Source organism: Bradyrhizobium sp. G127 (assembly GCF_021502575.1).
Classification (GTDB): Bacteria; Pseudomonadota; Alphaproteobacteria; order Rhizobiales; family Xanthobacteraceae; genus Afipia.
On sequence record NZ_JAKFGN010000002.1, the window covers coordinates 47,062 to 64,633 of the forward strand.

The window sequence follows — 17,572 nt, forward strand, 5'->3', positions numbered from 1 at the left end:
ACGATTGGCGCTCCCGGACAGTTCGGATCGATCCGTCCGGGAGCGCTGTTTCTCTGCCCGACCTGTTCAAAATTGCCTTAAGCGACTGACAGCCTTTCGCCTGCGGAGCCGGAATGCCCGAGTTTGTCCAGTTTCTGATTTCCGGACTAACGGTCGGCGCGGTCTACGCGCTGGTCGCGCTGGGCTTTACGTTGGTCTACAACGCATCGGATGTCGTTAATTTCGCGCAGGGCGAGTTCGTGATGCTCGGCGGCATGGTGACGGTGTTTCTCTCCGCCGCCGGAATTCCATTGCCGCTTGCTGCGGTTCTGGCGGTCTGCGTTGCAGTTGTTGTGGGCCTGTTACTGTACTGGCTCGCGATCGAGCCTGCGCGCGATGCGTCGCCGGTCACGCTGATCATCATCACCATCGGTGCGTCGATCTTGCTGCGGGGCGCGGCGCAGATCATCTTCGACAAGCAGTTTCACAAGCTGCCCAGCATCTCCGGCGATACGCCGGTCAACCTGCTGGGCGCGACCGTCCAACCGCAAAGTTTCTGGGTGCTCGGCGGCACTGCGGCGATTGTCATCCTGCTCTATGTGTTTCTGGAGCGGACCGTTCTCGGAAAGGCCGTGCTCGCGACTGCCGCGAACAGGCTGGCGGCGCGGCTGGTCGGCATTAACACGGCGACAGTCATGGCGCTGGCATTCGGCGGCTCGGCCGCCATCGGCGCGGTAGCCGGCATCCTGATCACGCCGATCACGCTCACCAGCTACGATGTCGGCACGATGCTTGCGCTGAAAGGATTTGCCGCGGCGATGCTGGGTGGCATGGGTAATCCGATCGGCGCTGTCGCGGGCGGTCTGCTGCTCGGCCTGCTCGAGGCATTCGGGGTCGGCTACATCAGTTCGACCTACAAGGATGCCTTTGCCTTCATCGTTATCCTGCTGGTATTGTTTGCCATGCCGCAGGGTCTGTTCGGACGCCGGACCGTGGAAAGGGTCTGAGCGGTGCTGCAGAGGATCGGTCATCGCTATCTGATATTGATTGCGCTCGCGGCGGTTGTTGCCGTGCTGCCGCTGATCTTTCCGTCGAGCTACTACTTCCGCGTCGCGTCGCTGGTCTGGGTGTCGGCTTTCGCAGCGATCGGCCTCAACGTGCTAATGGGGCAGGCCGGGCAGGTCAGCCTCGGCCATGCAGGTTTCTTCGGGATCGGAGCCTATGCCGTCGCCATTGGTCCTGCGCATTTCGGTGTCCCGCCGTGGGCAGCGATCATCATCGGCTGCGCCCTCTCGTGTGTGCTGGCCTATCTTGTTGGCCGCCCGATCCTGAAACTGAAAGGCCATTACCTCGCCATCGCCACGCTCGGCTTCGGCGTCCTTGTGGCGCTGGTCATCACCACGGAAAGCCGCTGGACCGGCGGTCCGGATGGCATGCCGGTGGCGAAGCTGGTGCTGTTCGGTTGGCGCGTCAGCGGATCGGACACATGGTACTGGATCACGGGTGGGCTTCTTGTGCTGGGCACATGGCTCGCGCTGAACCTGAACGATACGCCGACCGGACGCGCCTTCCGCGCGCTGCACGACAGTGAAGTGGCGGCGCGCGTCGCAGGCATCGATGTGGCCCGGTTCAAGCTCCAGGCCTTTGTGATCGCGGCGGCTTATGCATCGATCGCAGGCTCTGCTCTCGCCTTGATGAACGGCTTCATCAATCCCGACCAGGCCGGGTTTCTTCACTCGGTCGAAATGGTGACGATGGTAGTGCTCGGCGGTCTTGGCTCGGTTGTCGGCAGCATCGTCGGCGCGGCGGTGCTCATCACCCTGCCGCAGATTCTCACGGTGTTTCAGGAATACGAGCACCTGCTGCTCGGCTTCATCATCATCGTCTCGATGATTTTCATGCGCGACGGCATTGTTCCGACGTTGTCGCGGCTGCTGGCGAAGAGGACGCAGGCATGACGATCCTCGCGGCGAAGGACATCGGCATTTCGTTTGGCGGCGTCAAGGCGATCGACGGCGTGAGCTTTGAGGTCGACCCCGGCAAGATTCTATCTATCATCGGCCCCAACGGGGCGGGCAAGACCACTCTTTTCAACATCGTGTCCGGCGTGTACGAATCGAGCCAGGGCAATGTTGAGCTGTCGGGCGAGGACGTCACCGGTCTCACGCCGGACAAACTCGCGGCGCGCGGCCTTTCGCGCACCTTCCAGAACCTCCAGATATTCCAGCGCATGACGGCGGCCGAGAACGTGATGGTCGGCCGCCATCTGCGCGAGCGCTGCAATCTGTTGGCGGACCTGTTCCGGCTGCCGTCGGTGACGCGGCAGAACAGCGAGACGCGCGAGGCCGCGCTGGCGTTTCTCGACGATGTTGGCTTGCGCGGCAGCGCGGATGTCGCGGCGGGTTCGCTCTCCTATGGCGCGTGCAAGCGCCTCGAGATCGCCCGCGCATTGGCTGCCGAGCCGCGTGTGCTGCTTCTCGATGAACCGGCGGCGGGCTGCAATCCGGTCGAGACCGAGGAAATCGATGAGCTGATCCGGCGCGTAGCCGCCCGTGGTATCGCGGTCGTTCTGGTCGAGCACGACATGAAGCTGGTGATGAAGATCTCGGATCACATTCTGGTTCTCAATCGCGGCAAGCCGATCGCCGAAGGCGAGCCTCGCGCGGTGCGCGACAATCCGGCTGTGCTGGAAGCCTATCTCGGCAAACACGGAGCCAGGGAGGCGGCGCGTGCTTGAAGTCGCGAACCTTCGCAGTTCCTATGGCCGCATCGAGGTGCTGCACGGTGTCAACCTCACCGTGCGCGCTGGCGAAGTGGTGGCATTGATCGGCTCGAACGGTGCGGGCAAGACCACGCTGTTGCGTGCGCTGTCCGGCGTACAGCCGATCACCGCCGGTGAGGTCCGCTTTCTCGGCGAACGCATCGACCGCCTCAAACCGCACAAGCGCGTCGAGCGCGGCATGACCCAATCGCCGGAAGGCCGTCAGATTTTCGGCCCCTTGACGGTTGAGGACAATCTTCGTCTCGGGGCTTACATGCGCCGTGATAAGGGAATCGAAGCCGACCGCGACCATGTGTTCGCGATGTTTCCGGTCCTTGCGGAGAAGCGGCATCTTCTCGCGGGCGGATTGTCCGGCGGCCAGCAGCAGATGCTGGCGATCGGACGCGCGCTGATGGGTAAACCGAAATTATTGCTGCTGGACGAACCATCGCTCGGCCTGTCGCCGACGCTGGTTGACCAGATTCTCGCTGCCATTGTCAGTCTCAGGCAGGACGGCGTGACAGTTCTGCTGGTTGAGCAGAACGCGAGCGCGGCTCTTGAAATCGCCGATCGCGGCTATGTGCTGGAAACCGGCAAGGTAGCCTTCGAGGGCGCGGGTGCGACCTTGCTGTCGGACCCGAAAGTCAAAGCAGCGTATCTCGGCGCAGCTTAGGTGCCCAGAAAGACAATCAGCCGCATGACGGTTCGATCCCGGGTGAATGCCGCGCTGAGTCCGAATCCATCGCGTATGCTGCATCTTCCTCCACCGGCTTGCGTCCGAACCACGCGTAGAGCGCCGGCAGTACAAAAAGCGTCAGCAGCGTCGCGCTGATGAGGCCGCCGATCACGACGGTTGCAATCGGACGCTGCACTTCCGCACCGGTGCCCGTCGCCAGCGCCATCGGGACAAAGCCAAGCGACGCGACCAGCGCCGTCATGGCGACGGGGCGCAGCCGGGTGAGGGCGCCGTTAAAAATGGCTTCCGCTTTCTTCTGTCCCTTTGCCATGAGCTGCTTGATAGAGGTCAGCATCACCAGCCCATTGAGCACGGCGATTCCCGAGAGCGCGATGAACCCAACCGCGGCGGACACCGAGAACGGCATTCCCCGCAGCCACAGCGCAGCGACGCCGCCGGTGAGGGCAAGCGGAATGGCGCTAAACACGATCAGCGCATCGCGGGCGGTGCCGAGGGCGCTCGTCAGCAGCAGGAAGATCATCAGGAAGCACGCTGGCACGACAATCGATAGGCGTTGCCGGGCGGCTTGCAAATTTTCGAACTGGCCGCCCCATGTCATCCAGTAACCGGCCGGCAGCGTCACGCGGGCGTCGATCTGCGCGCGGGCTTCGTTCACCACGGCGGCAATGTCGCGGTCCCGAACATTGGCCGTGACGACGACGCGCCGCTTGCCGTTCTCGCGGCTGATCTGGTTGGGACCTTCGCTGATCCGGAATGTCGCCAGTTGTCCGAGTGGCACGGTCGCCGGCGTCGGTCCGGCCTGCGGCAGCAAGACCGGCAGGTTCTTGAGGGCGTTGAGATCGCCGCGGATGGTTTCCGGCAGCCGAACGACGATCTCGTAGCTGCGGTCGCCTTCGAAGATCGCGCCTGCGCTCCGTCCACCGATGGCGGTGCCGATCACGTCCTGAACCGAGGCGAGGCTCAGGCCGCGGCGCGCGATCTCCGCCTTGTTGACGCTGATATCCAGCACCGACAGGCCGCCGGCCTGCTCGATCCTGACGTCGGTCGCACCCTTTGTCTTTCGCAAAGTGCCGGCGATCTGCTCCGCACTGCGCAGCAGCGGCGCAAAGTCGTCGCCGAACACCTTCACCGCCAGATCGCCGCGCACACCGGCCAGCAGTTCGTTGAAGCGCATCTGGATCGGCTGTGTGAACTCATAAGCATTGCCGGGCAATTCGCGCACCGCGTCCGCGATCTGGTCCAGCAACGCGGCCTTGCCCAGCTTGGGATCGGGCCATTCATCCTGCGGCTTGAAGATAATGAAGGTGTCCGATGCGTTGGGCGGCATCGGATCGGCGGCAATCTCGGCGGTTCCGGTTTTCGAGAAAACATAAGCCACCTGCGGAAACCGGCTGATGGCTTTCTCGACGTCGAACTGCATCGCCTGCGATTGCGCGAGGCTGGTGCTGGGAATGCGCAGCGCGTGCATGGCCAGGTTCTTTTCATCCAGCGTCGGGATGAACTCCTGACCCAGCCGGAAGAACAGCAGTAACGCTCCGAGAAACAGGACGACGCCAGCGGCAATGGCGCCCATCGGACGCTCGATGGTGCGCCGGAGAAGAGGAGCATACGATGTTTTGAGGCGATGCACCGTGCCGTTGTCGGCTTCCTTGACCCGGCCGGTCACGGCGATGGCGATCAACGCGGGCACGAATGTCAGTGACAGCACGAAGGCCGCGGCGAGCGCGAGAATGACCGTCAGGGCCATCGGCTCGAACATTTTCCCCTCGACACCGCTGAAAGTCAGCAGCGGCACATAGACCAGAATGATGATCGCCTGGCCGTAGACGCTGGGGCCGATCATCTCCCTGGCCGCCGCCTTCACGGTTTCAAGGCGTTCGGACAGCGACAGCGTGCGGTCGGTTGCCGTCTGCCGCTCGGCGAGATGGCGAAGTGTGTTCTCTGTGATGATGACCGCGCCGTCGACGATGAGGCCGAAGTCCAGTGCGCCAAGACTCATCAGGTTGGCGCTGATCCGGCCCTGCAACATCCCCGCCGCCGTCATCAGCATGGCGAGCGGGATCACCAGCGCGGTAATCAGCGCCGCGCGGAAGTTGCCGAGCAGCAGGAACAGCACGGCGATGACGAGCAGGGCGCCTTCGCCGAGATTTTTGGCGACGGTCGCGATGGTCGCGTCCACCAGTTGCGTGCGGTTGAGAACGGTATCAACCTGAACGCCCACCGGGAGGTTGCGGCGGATGTCCTGCATTCTGGCGTCGACCGCGACGGCGACGGAGCGGCTGTTGCTGCCGATCAGCATCAGCGCCGTTCCGACCACGACTTCGCGTCCGTTGCGGCTGGCGCTGCCGGTCCGGATTTCGCCGCCGATCGCAACGTCCGCAATATCGCGAACGCGCACCGGCACCGCGCCGCGTGTAATGATGGTGACGTCGCCGATGTCGGCGAGGTTCTCCAGCCGCCCGCCGGCGCGCACGGCGATCCCCTCGCCATTGCGGTCAATGGTGCTGGCGCCCCGGCTGATGTTGTTGGCCTCGATGGCGGTTACGACATCGCCAAACGACAGCCCGAGCGAGATCAGCTTCGCCGGATCGGGCTTCACCTGATACTGCTTGACGTATCCGCCGATGGCATCGACGCCTGCCACGCCCGGGACGCTCCGGATCTGAGGCCGGATGATCCAGTCCTGCACGGTGCGCAGATATGCGCCGCGCTCGATGTCCGTCCTGAGCCGTTCACCTTCTGCCGTCACGAACGTGCCGTCGTTCTGCCAGCCGGACTTGCTGTTACTGCTTTCGCCTTGCGGCCGCAGCGAGACCGTCCACATGTAGATTTCACCGAGGCCGGTCGACACCGGCCCCATCTTTGGATCGGCGCCGGGCGGCAGGCTGGACCGTAACTCGATCAGCCGTTCGTTGATCTGCTGCCGCGCGAAATAGATGTCGGTCTTTTCAGCGAAGACTGCCGTCACCTGCGAAAAGCCGTTGCGGGACAATGAGCGGGTGCTTTCCAGTCCCGCGATGCCCGCCAGCGCCGTCTCGATGCGAAACGTCACCTGCTTTTCGATCTCCACCGGGGAGAGTGCCGGGGCCGTGGTATTGATCTGCACCTGCTTGTTGGTGATGTCGGGCACGGCGTCGATCGGCAATCGCAGCAGCGACCACAGGCCCAGCGCGGCGACACCGAGGCTGAGCAGAACAACGGTCCAGCGATGCCGGATGGAGAGATCGAGAACGTGGCTGATCATATCTGGCGGCCTTAATGCTGATGCTCGGCAGCGTACTTGCCGAGATCGGCCTTCAGAACGAACGTGTTGGCAGTCGCGATCGGTTCGCCCGCGGAAAGCCCGGACGTCACTTCAAATGAGTTGCTGTCCTCGCGGCCGGTGACGATGATGCGTAGCGTGAAGCCGTCCGACGTGCGCATGAAAACCACGCTTTGACCATCGATGCTCTGCACGGCGGTTTTCGGCACCACCACGCCGGCCTGAATTTGCCCGAATGGAATTTCCGCGGTGACGAATGTTCCGGGCCGCAGGATGTGCGACGGATTGTCGACCGAGGCCACCACACGCGCCGAGCGGGTGTCCTTGTCGAGCAAGGGACTCACGAACATGATGATCGCGGGCAAGGGAGCAGAACCGGCGCCGGTTGAGACAGTGATCTGCTGGCCCTGGCTGACGGCGGCGAGGTCCGCGGCCTGTAGTGACAGTTCGGCCCACACCACGCTGGAATCGACGATCACGAACAGTTCGCTTTCCTGCCCCTCGCGTCCGACCAGCGATCCGAGATCGACGCGGCGCTCCGCGATGCGCCCGCTCATGGGCGCGCGCAGTTCCTGCAACCGCAGGCTTTCGACTGGTTGCTGCGGGAGCACGGCGATCTGGTCGCCGGTCAGGCCAAGCGCGAAAAGTTTCTGGCGCGCGACGTCGAACTTGATCCGCACGTCTTCGAACGCGGTTTTCGCACGCAGGTAATCGTTCTCGCTGCTCACCTTGGACTCGAACAGGCTTTTCGACCGGCTGAACAACGTGTCCTGAAGGTCGAGGGCGACCTTGGCGGCGAGATACTGGCTCTTGGCGTCGGCGACTTCCCGGCTTTCGATGATCGCGAGAACGTCGCCTTCGCGGACGTCGTCGCCCAGCCGCTTGCGTAGTTCGGCGACGGTGCCGAGCAACCTGACGGAAACCTTGGCGATGCGTTCGCCGCTCGGCACGATCGTACCCGGCACGACGATGTGTTTGCTGATGAGGCCGCCGCGAACGTCCTGAATCGCGAAATTGCCCGCTGCAATCTGGCGCTCGTTGAGCTTAACAACGGCTTCATCCGGATGCGCGCCCTGTTTCTGCGGCGCAGGCGCGTCATGCGCGAAGGTCAGGGTGAGGAAATGTGCCGCGATCACGCCGAGAGCGCCCGCCGCAACAAGCAGTCGAAGTTCGGTCATCGTTGAAATCCCGCGAGCGCTCAGGCTCGTACCATTGCCGGGCCTGTGAATCCCGGTGTCTGCGATTTAAAATGGATGCAGGCAGGCGCGTCGCGCAGCCTCATGGCTCTGGACGTGCCGACGGGCCGTTAAGGCCGTGTCAGCTCAGGCGCGGGGTGGTTTGAAAAGCGGCAGGCCGGCGAGAGACGCCAGCGTCTGCTCACGGCCGAGGGGAGGCGCGTGATGGCTCACGTCCGCTGGAATCTGCACCACAAAGGTCGTTTGTCCGGTGACGTGGCTCAGGCAATGCCCGCAATGCATCGGCATCTTGTGATCCGGCGCGTCGGGCGGCGTTGTCCCGTCGAAGTCCATCGCTACGACCGTAGCGTTCGACCCGGCAAGGGCCGGTTCACAGTTGGCGCAATGGATCAGCGATGCCAGCAGGCCGAGCATCAGCGCCAGCACGAGCGACAGGCGGCGGCCGCCCGTTCCCGCGCCGATCACAGCACTGATGTTCGCACCGTTGGTCATATCGTATCAGTAGATTTTCCGTGCGCCCTTTTCAAGGCCGGTCAAACCGCGTGTCTCTTCGCCAGTTCACATCCCGATACCGGGCTGGTTACGATCTGGATGGTGGTATGATGGATGTTGAACTTCTCATCCAGGTGATGCGTGGCCTGAAGCAGGAATGCATCGCCCGGATGGCCGGCGGGCATCACCAGATGACAGGTCAGCGCTGCTTCCGTCGTGCTCATCGGCCAAATGTGCAGGTCACAAACCTGGGTGACGCCCGGCTGGGTTTCGAGATACTGGCGGACCGCAACCGGATCGATATTTGCCGGCACCGCATCCAGCGACATGGCGGTGCTGTCGCGCAGCAGTCCCCATGTGCCCCAGACGATGACGGCCACGATCACGAGACTGGTGGCCGGATCGAGCCACAGCCAGCCTGTGAACATGATGACGAGTGCTGCGATGACGACACCGGCCGACACCGCGGCGTCGGCCGCCATGTGCAGGTAGGCGCCGCGGATGTTGAGATCGTCCTTGCTGCCAGATGCGAACAGCCACGCGGTAAATCCGTTGACGGCGATGCCGATGGCGGCGACGACCATTACAGTCGTCTCGGCGACCGGCTCTGGATTCAGCAATCGCAGGATCGCTTCCCAGCCGATGGCGCCGACGGCGATCAGCAGGAACACCGCATTGAACAGCGCCGCCAGGATCGATGAGCCGCGCAGGCCGTAAGTGTAGCGCGGCGAGGCCGGACGCTTCGACAGGATGACGGCAATCCACGCCACCACCAGTCCCAGCACGTCGGACAGGTTGTGTCCGGCATCGGCGATCAGGGCCGTGGAGTTGCTGGTGTAGCCGTAGATCGCCTCGATGATGACGAATCCCATATTGAGCGCGATACCGACCGCAAAGGCCGGGCCGAAGTTCGCCGGCGTATGAACGTGCCCGCCCGGTCCATGGGAATCAGCGCGGTCACCGTGCTCATGGTCACCGTGCTGATGATCCGGAGCATGGTCGTGCGAGTGGGAATGCGAGTGGGTCATGCGGCTTCCGGACGGCTGATCCCTCAAGGGCTCAGGTGCTGCATGCGATATGCGTCATCCGGAAAGTGAATACTATCACAGCCGGAACAGGGAACGCGGCTATTGCGGTGGCTGCACGTCGGCAACCGCGCGCGAGCGGGACACGGTGGTCGCGATGTTGTCGGCAAGCAAACGGGCGAGGCAGGAATAGCCCCAGTCGTTCATGTGCAGGCCGTCGGCGGTGATGAAGCGGTCGAATGCAATGGCTTCATCTTCGTGCCAATGCCGCATGGCCACGTAGCGCCGAAACAGCGGAACGTGCGCCTGCTTGGCGACATAGGCGATCAGTCCGACCATGTCGTTGACGGCCGGCTTGGCGTTGACGCGCGGCGCAAACTGCGGATCGATCAGCAGCACGTCGGCTCCGGCTTTCCGGATGCGAGAAATTCCGGCTTGCAACAATTCGCCGGTCGCCGGGATGCTGCCGTCGCGCAAAAGAGTATTGGTGCCGAGCTGCCAAATCACCAGATCCGGCTTGACGCCGAGAATCTCATCCATCCGCGCCATCATGTCGGCGGCGTCTTCGCCGTTGACGCCGCGATTGAGCACTGTGATCGGTGCGCCGGGAAATCTCTGGCGCAGTTCGCGCTCAAGGCGGCTGGGATATGAATAGGCGGGTGAACTCGCTCCCGATCCACCGGTCGACGACGAACCGACCGCGACGATTGTCACAGGTGTGTGCGCATCGAGCCGCTTGGCAACCCGGGCGATCGGCGCGTCGAGTTGCGCGAGGGATTTGGATTTCAGGCAGGGCTGCGCCTTGAACACCGCATTCAGATCGTCGGATGCGGTAACGCTTGTGGCTGCGCCGCTGTTTGCCTGCTCGGCGCGCGAGACTGTCGGCCACAGGACGATGGCGGACAGCCCGAACGCAAGCGCGCTGAAAGTCGCTGCGAAAGTCGATGCAGTATTGAGGCGGCGAGAAAGGCGAAGCATCAGGTGCAGACCTTGGCGTGGCGGCCATCAGAGGTCCGCGGTGCTCAATACCTAGCGAAAAACACCGCCTGATTCAATGCATCCTTCGCCTCAGGGAACTCATACTTAATGAAATTTGATTGCAAAATCCAAACGTTAAGGGGGCATTTATGCTGTTGCACCGCAAAACCGCGTGAGGCGGCGGAGAACTCGCATTCTTCCGTCGCGCCTCAGACAGTTGGAGCGATCAGCACGCTCGCCCCGTTCCAGATGATCTGGATGCCGATGCAGAACAGAATGAAGGCCGACAATCGCATCAGAACATCCGTCCCGCGCGCGCCGAGAAAAAGAATGATGCGATCGGCGAAGCGGTAGCTGACGAAGACTGTGACGGCGATTGCGGCGAGGCCTGCCACGGCTGCGCCCCCGAGAACGGCAAGTTGGGTCAGGTCGGCCGACGGCGTCGGCCGCTGGCTGCCCAAGGTGACTGCGACGGAAATCGAGCCGGGGCCGACGGTCAACGGCATGGTCAGAGGATAGAACGCATCGACGGCAGGCCCGGTATCGCCGACTTTTGCGCGATCCGCTTCGGGCTCCTCCGGCGCATGAAGCAGACGCCATCCGAAGGTCGCCACCACAAGCCCGCCGGCAATGCGCACGACGGGCAGGGTGATTCCGAAGAATTCAAGAACGTGCGAGCCAATGAACAGCGAGCCGAGCAGCAGGAAGAAGCTGTTGCGCGCGACGCTTCGCGCCAGAACGCTGCGTTCGGCCGAGCTGCGGCCGCGGGTCATGCGGAGGAAAAGAGGCGCACTGCCGATCGGATTGACGATCGGAAACAGCGCGGCATAGACCAGCAGAAATGCGTTGAGGATATTTTGCATGACGTCCGTCCCGACGGCCTTTGTTCAATGCCCGACTTCGAACAGAGATCGCCGGGGTTTGCAACTCAAGACGACAACCTGAACGGCTGCCCGCCATGAAACGCTCGTCTTCCAGGATCGCCCTTGCTACCGTTGCGCCGGGTTACCACGGGCGATTCATGTTGCGCACACCAATCCTGATTTCTGTGGCGGCACTGGCAGGTGTTCCATGCTCCGCTTTGCATGCGGAGCCGGTGCCTGTCGTCTGCACCATTCTGCCGGGCGGCGAGGCGGCGAGCGTTTTGTTGACCAACCCCCTCAATTACACCGCCTCATGTCAGGCGAACTGCAAATTCTCGACCGCGGTATACGATGACAATCCGCAAATCATCTGCGCTAAGCCTGTGCCCGCCGGCAAGCAGGTCGAGATGTGCATCCTCAAGGCTGCGGGCAACAAGTTGCTAAAGCTGGTGGAAGGCACGGCGGACTGCAAAAGGCCCTGAGCGTCCTGCGACGGCGATTATGCCCTCATAAAAAGCCCCGCGCGAGCGGGGCTTTTATTTACATTTCGATCAGCGGCCGAAGAACAGCCAGAGCAATATGATCACCGGGATCGGCACGCCCAGCAGCCACAACAGAATTCCGCGTCCCATCTTCCTCTCCATTCCATCGTTGCGATGATACGGAGAACGTCCGGCCCATGCGGTTGTTCCGGTCAATTGGACACAGGTTCGGCGGCGATTGCGCTGCTCACCAGTGTCCGGTGTTCGGCATTGAACTCCACGGTTCTTTCGGTGCTAGCGCATCGCCCTTCTGCAAGAGTTCGATGGAGTGCAGATCGGGCGAGCGGATGAAGGCCATCTGCCCGTCGCGAGGCGGGCGGTTGATCGTGATGCCGAGCTTCATCAGCCGATCGCAGGTAGCGTAGATGTCATCGACTTCGTAGGCGAGGTGACCGAAGTAGCGGTCTTCGCCGTAGGTTTCTTCATCCCAGTTATAGGTGAGTTCGACGAGTGGCGCGCCCCGGCCCTTGACCTGTTTAAGCAGGGACTCGTCCTCGGGCGCGCACAAAAACACCAGGGTAAAGCGCCCTTTCTCACTTTCGGTGCGGCGCACCTCCTTCAGTCCAAGCGCATCGCTGTAGAATTTCAAGGCCACGTCCAGATTGCGGACGCGGAGCATGGTGTGCAGATAGCGCATATTTTCTTGTCCTTTTGAGAACCGAACCGGCACTGGATAGCAGAAAATATGCTGGGGTGCAGGCCTTCGGGATCAATCTTGATTGAAAGCCAGCTCCGATGCCGCCGGCGCCGTTAGTGTACCCGCTCGGGCTCGATCGCGGAGCGATAGACTTCGCCTCGCTCGTCGCTGACCACAATGGCCCAGCCTCCGCCCAGCAGTGCGGGCTCTTCGACCGCAAGGCGGCGGGTCAGCAAATCCGCCACCTCCGTCGCCTGAACGGCGTCGTCATACTCCTGACCGCCGAGATCGGAGCTGGATGTCGCATCGACCAGATGGAAACTGAAAACAGGCATTTCGGTTCTCCTCACGAAATCCCCGCCATCGGCCGAAGCGCATGACGGGGTTTTCGGTTTTCGTTCCTTGCCGCTGATGGATTTCTTTCGGCTAGGAGTCTTCCTTTGTGATCTCGCGAATTTCATAGCCTTCGTCCAGCGCGGACGTCTGGCTGTCGGCAATTCCAGCCTTGATCGCATCGCGATAAGCCGAGGCCCTGTTGGGATAAGGTCGGCTCACCCGCGCGTGCTCGTAAAATACGGCCCACATGGTTGCTCTCCTTTGCGGAAGAGAAAAACAACTTGTTCTTAATTCAGTTCCAGAAACCCGCGGGAATGAAGGAACTTTAATGCTGCGTCGCCGTTACCTTCACGCAGATTAGCAATGAAGGAGTGGTCAATGAATGAAGTGGTCGATCGGGTTATCCATACCTTCGGCATGATGCGTAATCTTGACGAAGCGGGATTGCGCGAGGCTCGCGAGAGCGTCGACAGCTACATCTCCACGCTTTCGTCAGCGGGCGAGACCGATCCGAAGCGGCTGGCGGTTTATGGACTGGCCTATCTGCGCAACCGGGAGGACGGTACACCGCAGGGACTGACCGGGTGTTGACGCGCCCGAGCGCCATAGCGCGCTGACCGATGACAGTGGATAAGAAACGTCATCGCCTAGCGAGACAAAATCCTTCTTGCTACCTCCGTTGACAGTCAACGGAGTAGGTCATGCAAAAAGTAGATCTGGAGTCCCTGTCGATCGACGATCTGGCGAAGTTGTGCGACGATGCAAGCGAGAAGCTTGCCGACAAGATCGCCGCGCGGCAGCGCGAACTAGCTGCCGAGATGGAGAAGCTCAACGCGCTGGGCAAGAAGGCAAAGGTCGCTGCGCCCAAGAAGGACGTAAAAGACATCAAGGAGGCCTTGAAACCTCTGGAGGTGAAGCATCAGGACGCGCCGAAGCCGCAGGTTACCAAGGCGGCATGAATTGCAGCGTCCGGGGATCGTTTTGAAATGGGGGCTTCGCGCCCCCATTTTTGTTGAGTTATAGTTGGGCTCTGCTTCGAAACGGCCGGCACGTTAAATGATCGCAACCGATCTCCGCAGCGGAATTGGGATGCTCGGCGACATGATCGCCGAGGCGCGGACCATTGTGCCGTTCACCGGGGCCGGAATCTCGACCGAGAGCGGCATTCCCGACTTCCGCTCGCCCGGGGGCCTCTGGACTCGCAACCGGCCGATCCCGTTCGGCGAATTTGTCGCGAGCCAGGATGCACGGGACGAAGCTTGGCGCCGGCGTTTCGCGATGGAGCCGAGCTTCGCTGCAGCCCGGCCGGGGCGGGGGCACCGGGCCCTTGCATCGCTCTACAAGGCGGGCAAGGTGCCGGCGATCGTGACCCAGAATATCGACAACCTGCATCAGGCATCGGGGTTTTGTTCCGAGCATGTCGTCGAGTTGCACGGCAATACGACCTATGCCCGTTGCATCGGATGCGGGAAACGCTTCGAGATCGCCTGGGTCAAAGAGCGTTTCGACGATACCGGCGTGGCGCCGTCATGCACGGCCTGCGGCGAGTCGGTAAAATCGGCGACAATTTCGTTCGGGCAATCCATGCCGGAAGACGAGATGCGCCGCGCGACGGAGCTTGCGCAGCATTGCGATCTGTTTCTCGCGATCGGATCGTCGCTCGTGGTGTGGCCTGCGGCAGGGTTTCCGGTACTGGCGCGGAACTGCGGCGCCAAACTGGTGATCATCAACAACGAACCGACCGACCAGGACGACATTGCCGATCTGGTCATCCGTCACGACATTGGCGAGGCCCTGGGGCCATTCGTCGGCAACTGACCAGCTCGATTGATTCGCAATCGTTCAAGGCTGTTCATAGGTCACCGTTGATTTGTTTTTTGTCTTTCAGCAATGACCCGGAGTGTTATCGTCGAATCAAGGGATTCGCGGTGCATCGCCTGTTTGTCTCGGTGAGAATCGCAGAGCTTGTTTCGGCGCATAACGTACTGGTCACACAAGTGACCAGCGGCAGATTTGGTTGAGGTCCGGGGGTCATGGGTTCGGACGGATTTGAGTCCAAGAAGGCGGGCAGCGCATCAGCGGGGACTGGTCCCGACAGGTTCGCGCCAAGCGAACTGGCTGCCGGTGCCGAGCGAAATCTGGCTGCGGATTCATTCGCAGCAGCCGATGGCGCCGCCGTCAACCTCGTCGAGATCTCCGGTGCAATCAAATGGTTCGATGCATCCAAGGGATACGGCTTCATTGTTCCTGACAATGGCTGGCCGGATGTGCTGCTGCACGTTACGGTGCTACGGCGCGACGGCTATCAGACCGCCTATGAAGGCGCGCGCGTGATCGTCGAATGCGTGCAGCGCCAGAAGGGCTATCAGGCGTTCCGCATTGTTTCGATGGACGAGTCCACGGCCATTCATCCGGCGCAAATGCTGCCGGCCCGGACCCATGTCAGCGTCACGCCGACCAGCGGGCTGGAGCGGGCGCAGGTCAAATGGTTCAACCGGCTGCGCGGCTTCGGTTTTCTCACCTGCGGCGAGGGCACCCCGGACATTTTTGTCCATATGGAAACCCTGCGCCGCTACGGCATGACCGAACTGCGCCCCGGCCAGTACGTTATGGTGCGGTTCGGGCCCGGCTCCAAGGGCATGATGGCAGCCGAGATCCAGCCGGAAACCGGCACACCGGGATTGTCGTCGCACTGATCATCCGGCTTTTATGGCGAACAGCATGCGGGCTGTTGGTCGCTGACCACATCCACGTGATCCTGACGAACCGGGCTCTGCGGCGTCTGGTCTTCGCCATGATTGCCGCGCTAGGGTGCCGCGTCGATCGTCAAGACCTGGTTTCCGGATGTATCCTGATCTCTTGCTGAAACTTTCCACATCGCCGGTCTCATTGCGACGCCCGAAAGGGCTCTGGCGCGCGTTTGCCGCGACGGTCTTTGCGCTGCTCGTCGTCACGTCGATTCGCGCGACGGCCGCCGAGGTGCAACCGCTCGAGATCGTTACCAGGTCCGGCGTCCACGTGTTCTCCGTCGAGATCGCCAAGACCGACGAGGAGCGCGCCACCGGCCTGATGTACCGCAAGGAATTGGCGGAGGGACGCGGGATGCTGTTCGACTTCTCGCCCGAGCAGCCGGTGTCGATGTGGATGAAGAACACCTTCATTCCGCTCGACATGATCTTCATTCGCAGCGACGGACGAATTCTGCGCATTGCAGAGAATACCGAACCGCAGTCCGAGAAGATCATCTCGTCCGGCGGTCTGGCCAAAGGCGTTCTGGAGGTGATCGGGGGCACCGCGCGGAAATACGGCATTCAGCCCGGTGACCGGGTTGCCCATCCGCTGTTTGGGACGCGCTGACGGACCTCCCGATCAAGGCGCTGCAGCGCCTCAAGAAATTTCAATAAGCATCTGGAAATACTTGATAATTTGGTCGGGGCAGGAGGATTCGAACCTCCGACCTGCGGTACCCAAAACCGCCGCGCTACCAGGCTACGCTATACCCCGAGAAACCCAGTCGATACACGCTTCGCCCGACGCCAGCAAGGCGGAACGACCGGATGCTGGGCCTAAACGGTCGCTATTTAACGCGTAGGACTGACCCGCTCCGGATCAAGCGCCGGGGGCAGCTGCGGCCTGCGCCTCCGGCGGCTTGGGCGACCGCGCCGCTGGCTTGTCCTGCTTCTTCGACCAGTTCCCGTAATAGGCTACCGCCGTGAGGATCGCGACCCCGGCAGCGCTGACGCCCAGTTGCGCCCAGATCGTGCCCCAGCTCAGCATCAGGACGAAGTGCGCGACGAACGACAGGAAGATGCCGACGCAGAACACCTGAAGCGATTGCTGGCCACATTTGATCAGCGGGTCGAGCAACTTCGATTCGAGCGGCTTCCAGTCCTTGGGCACGAAACGCGTGATAAAAAAGGCAATGACCACGAAATGGATCACGCGATAGGGCGCAAGGAACGTTTTGTCGTTCGGATTGAAGGCGTCATAGAGCCACTTCGGAAACATCGCGCCGAAGGATTCGAAACGGCCCGCCATCGTCATGACAAGCGCGAACAGAAGATAGATCGATCCCGCGACCAGCAGCCATCGCGACTTGATCACCGAGCGGGACTCAGCCGCGCCGCCGAGCGCAAACCACGCGCCGAACACGAACAGCAACTGCCACGTATATGGATTGAAGTACCAAGACCCCGTCGGATAGGCCGAGAAATTCCAGCCGAACTGGCGCGCGGCGAAGTAGAGCACCAGCGAAGCGATCATCACCAGATCGGGCTTGCGCAGCATCAGCCACAGGATCGGCGGGAAGAAGCCCATCAGGACGATATAAAGCGGCAGCACATCCAGATTGACCGGCTTGAACCGCAACAGCAGACCCTGCGTCAGCGTCTGGATCGGATTTTCGACCACAACCGCGACGTTGAACTCGTTGATGATGTCGGGGTCGGCATAACGCAGCGCGACCCAGCCGATTGCGGCAATATAGATCACGAACAGGATGACGTGGGCGACGTACAGTTGCCAGACGCGCTTCCACAGTCGCGTCGAGCCGACGATAAATCCGCGATCCAGCATCATCTTGGCGTAGACGAAGGACGCCGTGTAGCCGGAAATGAAGACGAACAAGTCGGCGGCGTCACTGAACCCGTAATTGCGTGGGGTAGCCCAGTTGATGACGTTGTTGGGGATGTGATCGAGGAAAATCCACCAATTGGCGATACCGCGGAAAAAATCGAGCCGGAGATCTCGCCCCTTTTCGGGAAGTTTTGCCTGAATTTCCATGGATACCGTTTCGTGGTGCGGT

General features: G+C 61.8%; 20 protein-coding genes and 1 tRNA gene. 10 read left to right on the forward strand and 11 right to left on the reverse strand.

All coding sequences use genetic code 11. The annotated features are described in order from the left end of the window. Positions 1-113: 113 nt before the first annotated feature. From LVY71_RS12145 to LVY71_RS12160, 4 genes are read left to right on the forward strand one after another with little or no spacing between them, the layout of a single operon-like run. A complete protein-coding gene (locus LVY71_RS12145) occupies positions 114-986 on the forward strand; it encodes a branched-chain amino acid ABC transporter permease (protein WP_235100148.1) in 873 nt (290 codons plus the stop codon). A gap of 3 nt (positions 987-989) precedes the next feature. Then, positions 990-1,937, forward strand: a complete 948-nt coding sequence (locus LVY71_RS12150; RefSeq protein ID WP_235100149.1) for a branched-chain amino acid ABC transporter permease — start codon at positions 990-992, stop codon at positions 1,935-1,937. After that, on the forward strand, positions 1,934-2,716 hold the full coding sequence (locus LVY71_RS12155) for an ABC transporter ATP-binding protein (RefSeq protein WP_235100150.1): 783 nt from the start codon (positions 1,934-1,936) through the stop codon (positions 2,714-2,716). The genes LVY71_RS12150 and LVY71_RS12155 overlap by 4 nt, the downstream gene beginning before the upstream one ends. Then, on the forward strand, positions 2,709-3,413 hold the full coding sequence (locus LVY71_RS12160) for an ABC transporter ATP-binding protein (RefSeq protein WP_235100151.1): 705 nt from the start codon (positions 2,709-2,711) through the stop codon (positions 3,411-3,413). Before LVY71_RS12155 ends, LVY71_RS12160 begins: the two co-directional genes overlap by 8 nt. 16 nt (positions 3,414-3,429) lie before the next feature. Here the strand turns inward: LVY71_RS12160 and LVY71_RS12165 are convergent, their stop codons facing one another. The 6 genes from LVY71_RS12165 to LVY71_RS12190 all read right to left on the reverse strand — a co-directional run bounded on the left by LVY71_RS12165 (position 3,430) and on the right by LVY71_RS12190 (position 11,253). Then, positions 3,430-6,681: an efflux RND transporter permease subunit gene (locus LVY71_RS12165; RefSeq protein ID WP_235100152.1), complete on the reverse strand. Its 3,252-nt coding sequence runs from the start codon at positions 6,679-6,681 to the stop codon at positions 3,430-3,432. Positions 6,682-6,692: 11 nt separating this feature from the next. Next, the gene (locus tag LVY71_RS12170; RefSeq protein ID WP_235100153.1) at positions 6,693-7,877 is read right to left on the reverse strand and encodes an efflux RND transporter periplasmic adaptor subunit; all 1,185 of its coding nucleotides are present in this window, start codon (positions 7,875-7,877) and stop codon (positions 6,693-6,695) included. A 144-nt stretch (positions 7,878-8,021) separates the two neighbouring features. Then, the gene (locus LVY71_RS12175) at positions 8,022-8,387 is read right to left on the reverse strand and encodes a ferrichrome ABC transporter substrate-binding protein (protein ID WP_235100154.1); all 366 of its coding nucleotides are present in this window, start codon (positions 8,385-8,387) and stop codon (positions 8,022-8,024) included. A 41-nt stretch (positions 8,388-8,428) separates the two neighbouring features. Beyond that, entirely contained in the window at positions 8,429-9,415 is a 987-nt protein-coding gene (locus tag LVY71_RS12180) for a cation diffusion facilitator family transporter (RefSeq protein WP_235100155.1), read from the reverse strand. A 99-nt stretch (positions 9,416-9,514) separates the two neighbouring features. After that, on the reverse strand, positions 9,515-10,390 hold the full coding sequence (locus tag LVY71_RS12185) for an SGNH/GDSL hydrolase family protein (RefSeq protein WP_235100156.1): 876 nt from the start codon (positions 10,388-10,390) through the stop codon (positions 9,515-9,517). Positions 10,391-10,599: 209 nt separating this feature from the next. Further along, the gene (locus LVY71_RS12190; RefSeq protein ID WP_235100157.1) at positions 10,600-11,253 is read right to left on the reverse strand and encodes a MarC family protein; all 654 of its coding nucleotides are present in this window, start codon (positions 11,251-11,253) and stop codon (positions 10,600-10,602) included. A gap of 95 nt (positions 11,254-11,348) precedes the next feature. Here LVY71_RS12190 and LVY71_RS12195 point away from each other — a divergent pair, with 95 nt between their 5' ends. Next, positions 11,349-11,735 (forward strand): hypothetical protein, encoded by a 387-nt coding sequence (locus tag LVY71_RS12195; protein WP_235100158.1) that lies wholly within the window; start codon positions 11,349-11,351, stop codon positions 11,733-11,735. A gap of 247 nt (positions 11,736-11,982) precedes the next feature. Here LVY71_RS12195 and LVY71_RS12200 read toward each other — a convergent pair whose 3' ends face one another. The 3 genes from LVY71_RS12200 to LVY71_RS12210 form a co-directional block, all read right to left on the reverse strand. Beyond that, the gene (locus LVY71_RS12200) at positions 11,983-12,432 is read right to left on the reverse strand and encodes a VOC family protein (RefSeq protein ID WP_235100159.1); all 450 of its coding nucleotides are present in this window, start codon (positions 12,430-12,432) and stop codon (positions 11,983-11,985) included. Positions 12,433-12,545: 113 nt separating this feature from the next. Continuing rightward, positions 12,546-12,767, reverse strand: a complete 222-nt coding sequence (locus LVY71_RS12205; protein WP_235100160.1) for a DUF6894 family protein — start codon at positions 12,765-12,767, stop codon at positions 12,546-12,548. A 91-nt stretch (positions 12,768-12,858) separates the two neighbouring features. Continuing rightward, a complete protein-coding gene (locus LVY71_RS12210; protein WP_235100161.1) occupies positions 12,859-13,017 on the reverse strand; it encodes a hypothetical protein in 159 nt (52 codons plus the stop codon). A gap of 129 nt (positions 13,018-13,146) precedes the next feature. On the opposite strand from LVY71_RS12210, the gene LVY71_RS12215 reads away from it, so the two are divergent. The 5 genes from LVY71_RS12215 (at position 13,147) to LVY71_RS12235 (ending at position 16,125) form a co-directional block, all read left to right on the forward strand. Continuing rightward, positions 13,147-13,359 (forward strand): hypothetical protein, encoded by a 213-nt coding sequence (locus tag LVY71_RS12215; protein WP_235100162.1) that lies wholly within the window; start codon positions 13,147-13,149, stop codon positions 13,357-13,359. Between the two features lie 110 nt (positions 13,360-13,469). Further along, positions 13,470-13,727, forward strand: coding sequence for a hypothetical protein (locus tag LVY71_RS12220; RefSeq protein WP_235100163.1), 258 nt, complete (start codon positions 13,470-13,472; stop codon positions 13,725-13,727). A 97-nt stretch (positions 13,728-13,824) separates the two neighbouring features. Further along, complete coding sequence (locus LVY71_RS12225) at positions 13,825-14,586, forward strand: SIR2 family NAD-dependent protein deacylase (RefSeq protein WP_235100164.1); 762 nt, start codon at positions 13,825-13,827, stop codon at positions 14,584-14,586. Positions 14,587-14,801: 215 nt separating this feature from the next. After that, on the forward strand, positions 14,802-15,464 hold the full coding sequence (locus LVY71_RS12230; protein ID WP_235100165.1) for a cold-shock protein: 663 nt from the start codon (positions 14,802-14,804) through the stop codon (positions 15,462-15,464). A 148-nt stretch (positions 15,465-15,612) separates the two neighbouring features. Continuing rightward, on the forward strand, positions 15,613-16,125 hold the full coding sequence (locus LVY71_RS12235) for a DUF192 domain-containing protein (protein WP_235100166.1): 513 nt from the start codon (positions 15,613-15,615) through the stop codon (positions 16,123-16,125). Positions 16,126-16,195: 70 nt separating this feature from the next. Here the strand turns inward: LVY71_RS12235 and LVY71_RS12240 are convergent. Beyond that, positions 16,196-16,272 (reverse strand) — tRNA-Pro (locus LVY71_RS12240). Positions 16,273-16,377: 105 nt separating this feature from the next. Beyond that, complete coding sequence (locus LVY71_RS12245; RefSeq protein ID WP_235100167.1) at positions 16,378-17,550, reverse strand: OpgC domain-containing protein; 1,173 nt, start codon at positions 17,548-17,550, stop codon at positions 16,378-16,380. Positions 17,551-17,572 lie beyond the last annotated feature (22 nt).

Excerpts from the sequence above, each read along its gene's own strand:
- LVY71_RS12180 (WP_235100155.1), bottom strand. The coding sequence starts at position 9,415 with ATGACCCACTCGCATTCCCACTCGCACGACCATGCTCCGGATCATCAG.
- LVY71_RS12155 (WP_235100150.1), top strand. The coding sequence starts at position 1,934 with ATGACGATCCTCGCGGCGAAGGACATCGGCATTTCGTTTGGCGGCGTC.
- LVY71_RS12220 (WP_235100163.1), top strand. The coding sequence starts at position 13,470 with ATGCAAAAAGTAGATCTGGAGTCCCTGTCGATCGACGATCTGGCGAAG.
- LVY71_RS12175 (WP_235100154.1), bottom strand. The coding sequence starts at position 8,387 with ATGACCAACGGTGCGAACATCAGTGCTGTGATCGGCGCGGGAACGGGC.
- LVY71_RS12185 (WP_235100156.1), bottom strand. The coding sequence starts at position 10,390 with ATGCTTCGCCTTTCTCGCCGCCTCAATACTGCATCGACTTTCGCAGCG.
- LVY71_RS12170 (WP_235100153.1), bottom strand. The coding sequence starts at position 7,877 with ATGACCGAACTTCGACTGCTTGTTGCGGCGGGCGCTCTCGGCGTGATC.
- LVY71_RS12165 (WP_235100152.1), bottom strand. The coding sequence starts at position 6,681 with ATGATCAGCCACGTTCTCGATCTCTCCATCCGGCATCGCTGGACCGTT.
- LVY71_RS12200 (WP_235100159.1), bottom strand. The coding sequence starts at position 12,432 with ATGCGCTATCTGCACACCATGCTCCGCGTCCGCAATCTGGACGTGGCC.
- LVY71_RS12190 (WP_235100157.1), bottom strand. The coding sequence starts at position 11,253 with ATGCAAAATATCCTCAACGCATTTCTGCTGGTCTATGCCGCGCTGTTT.
- LVY71_RS12215 (WP_235100162.1), top strand. The coding sequence starts at position 13,147 with ATGAATGAAGTGGTCGATCGGGTTATCCATACCTTCGGCATGATGCGT.
- LVY71_RS12195 (WP_235100158.1), top strand. The coding sequence starts at position 11,349 with ATGAAACGCTCGTCTTCCAGGATCGCCCTTGCTACCGTTGCGCCGGGT.
- LVY71_RS12205 (WP_235100160.1), bottom strand. The coding sequence starts at position 12,767 with ATGCCTGTTTTCAGTTTCCATCTGGTCGATGCGACATCCAGCTCCGAT.
- LVY71_RS12245 (WP_235100167.1), bottom strand. The coding sequence starts at position 17,550 with ATGGAAATTCAGGCAAAACTTCCCGAAAAGGGGCGAGATCTCCGGCTC.
- LVY71_RS12235 (WP_235100166.1), top strand. The coding sequence starts at position 15,613 with ATGTATCCTGATCTCTTGCTGAAACTTTCCACATCGCCGGTCTCATTG.
- LVY71_RS12210 (WP_235100161.1), bottom strand. The coding sequence starts at position 13,017 with ATGTGGGCCGTATTTTACGAGCACGCGCGGGTGAGCCGACCTTATCCC.
- LVY71_RS12145 (WP_235100148.1), top strand. The coding sequence starts at position 114 with ATGCCCGAGTTTGTCCAGTTTCTGATTTCCGGACTAACGGTCGGCGCG.
- LVY71_RS12225 (WP_235100164.1), top strand. The coding sequence starts at position 13,825 with ATGATCGCAACCGATCTCCGCAGCGGAATTGGGATGCTCGGCGACATG.
- LVY71_RS12230 (WP_235100165.1), top strand. The coding sequence starts at position 14,802 with ATGGGTTCGGACGGATTTGAGTCCAAGAAGGCGGGCAGCGCATCAGCG.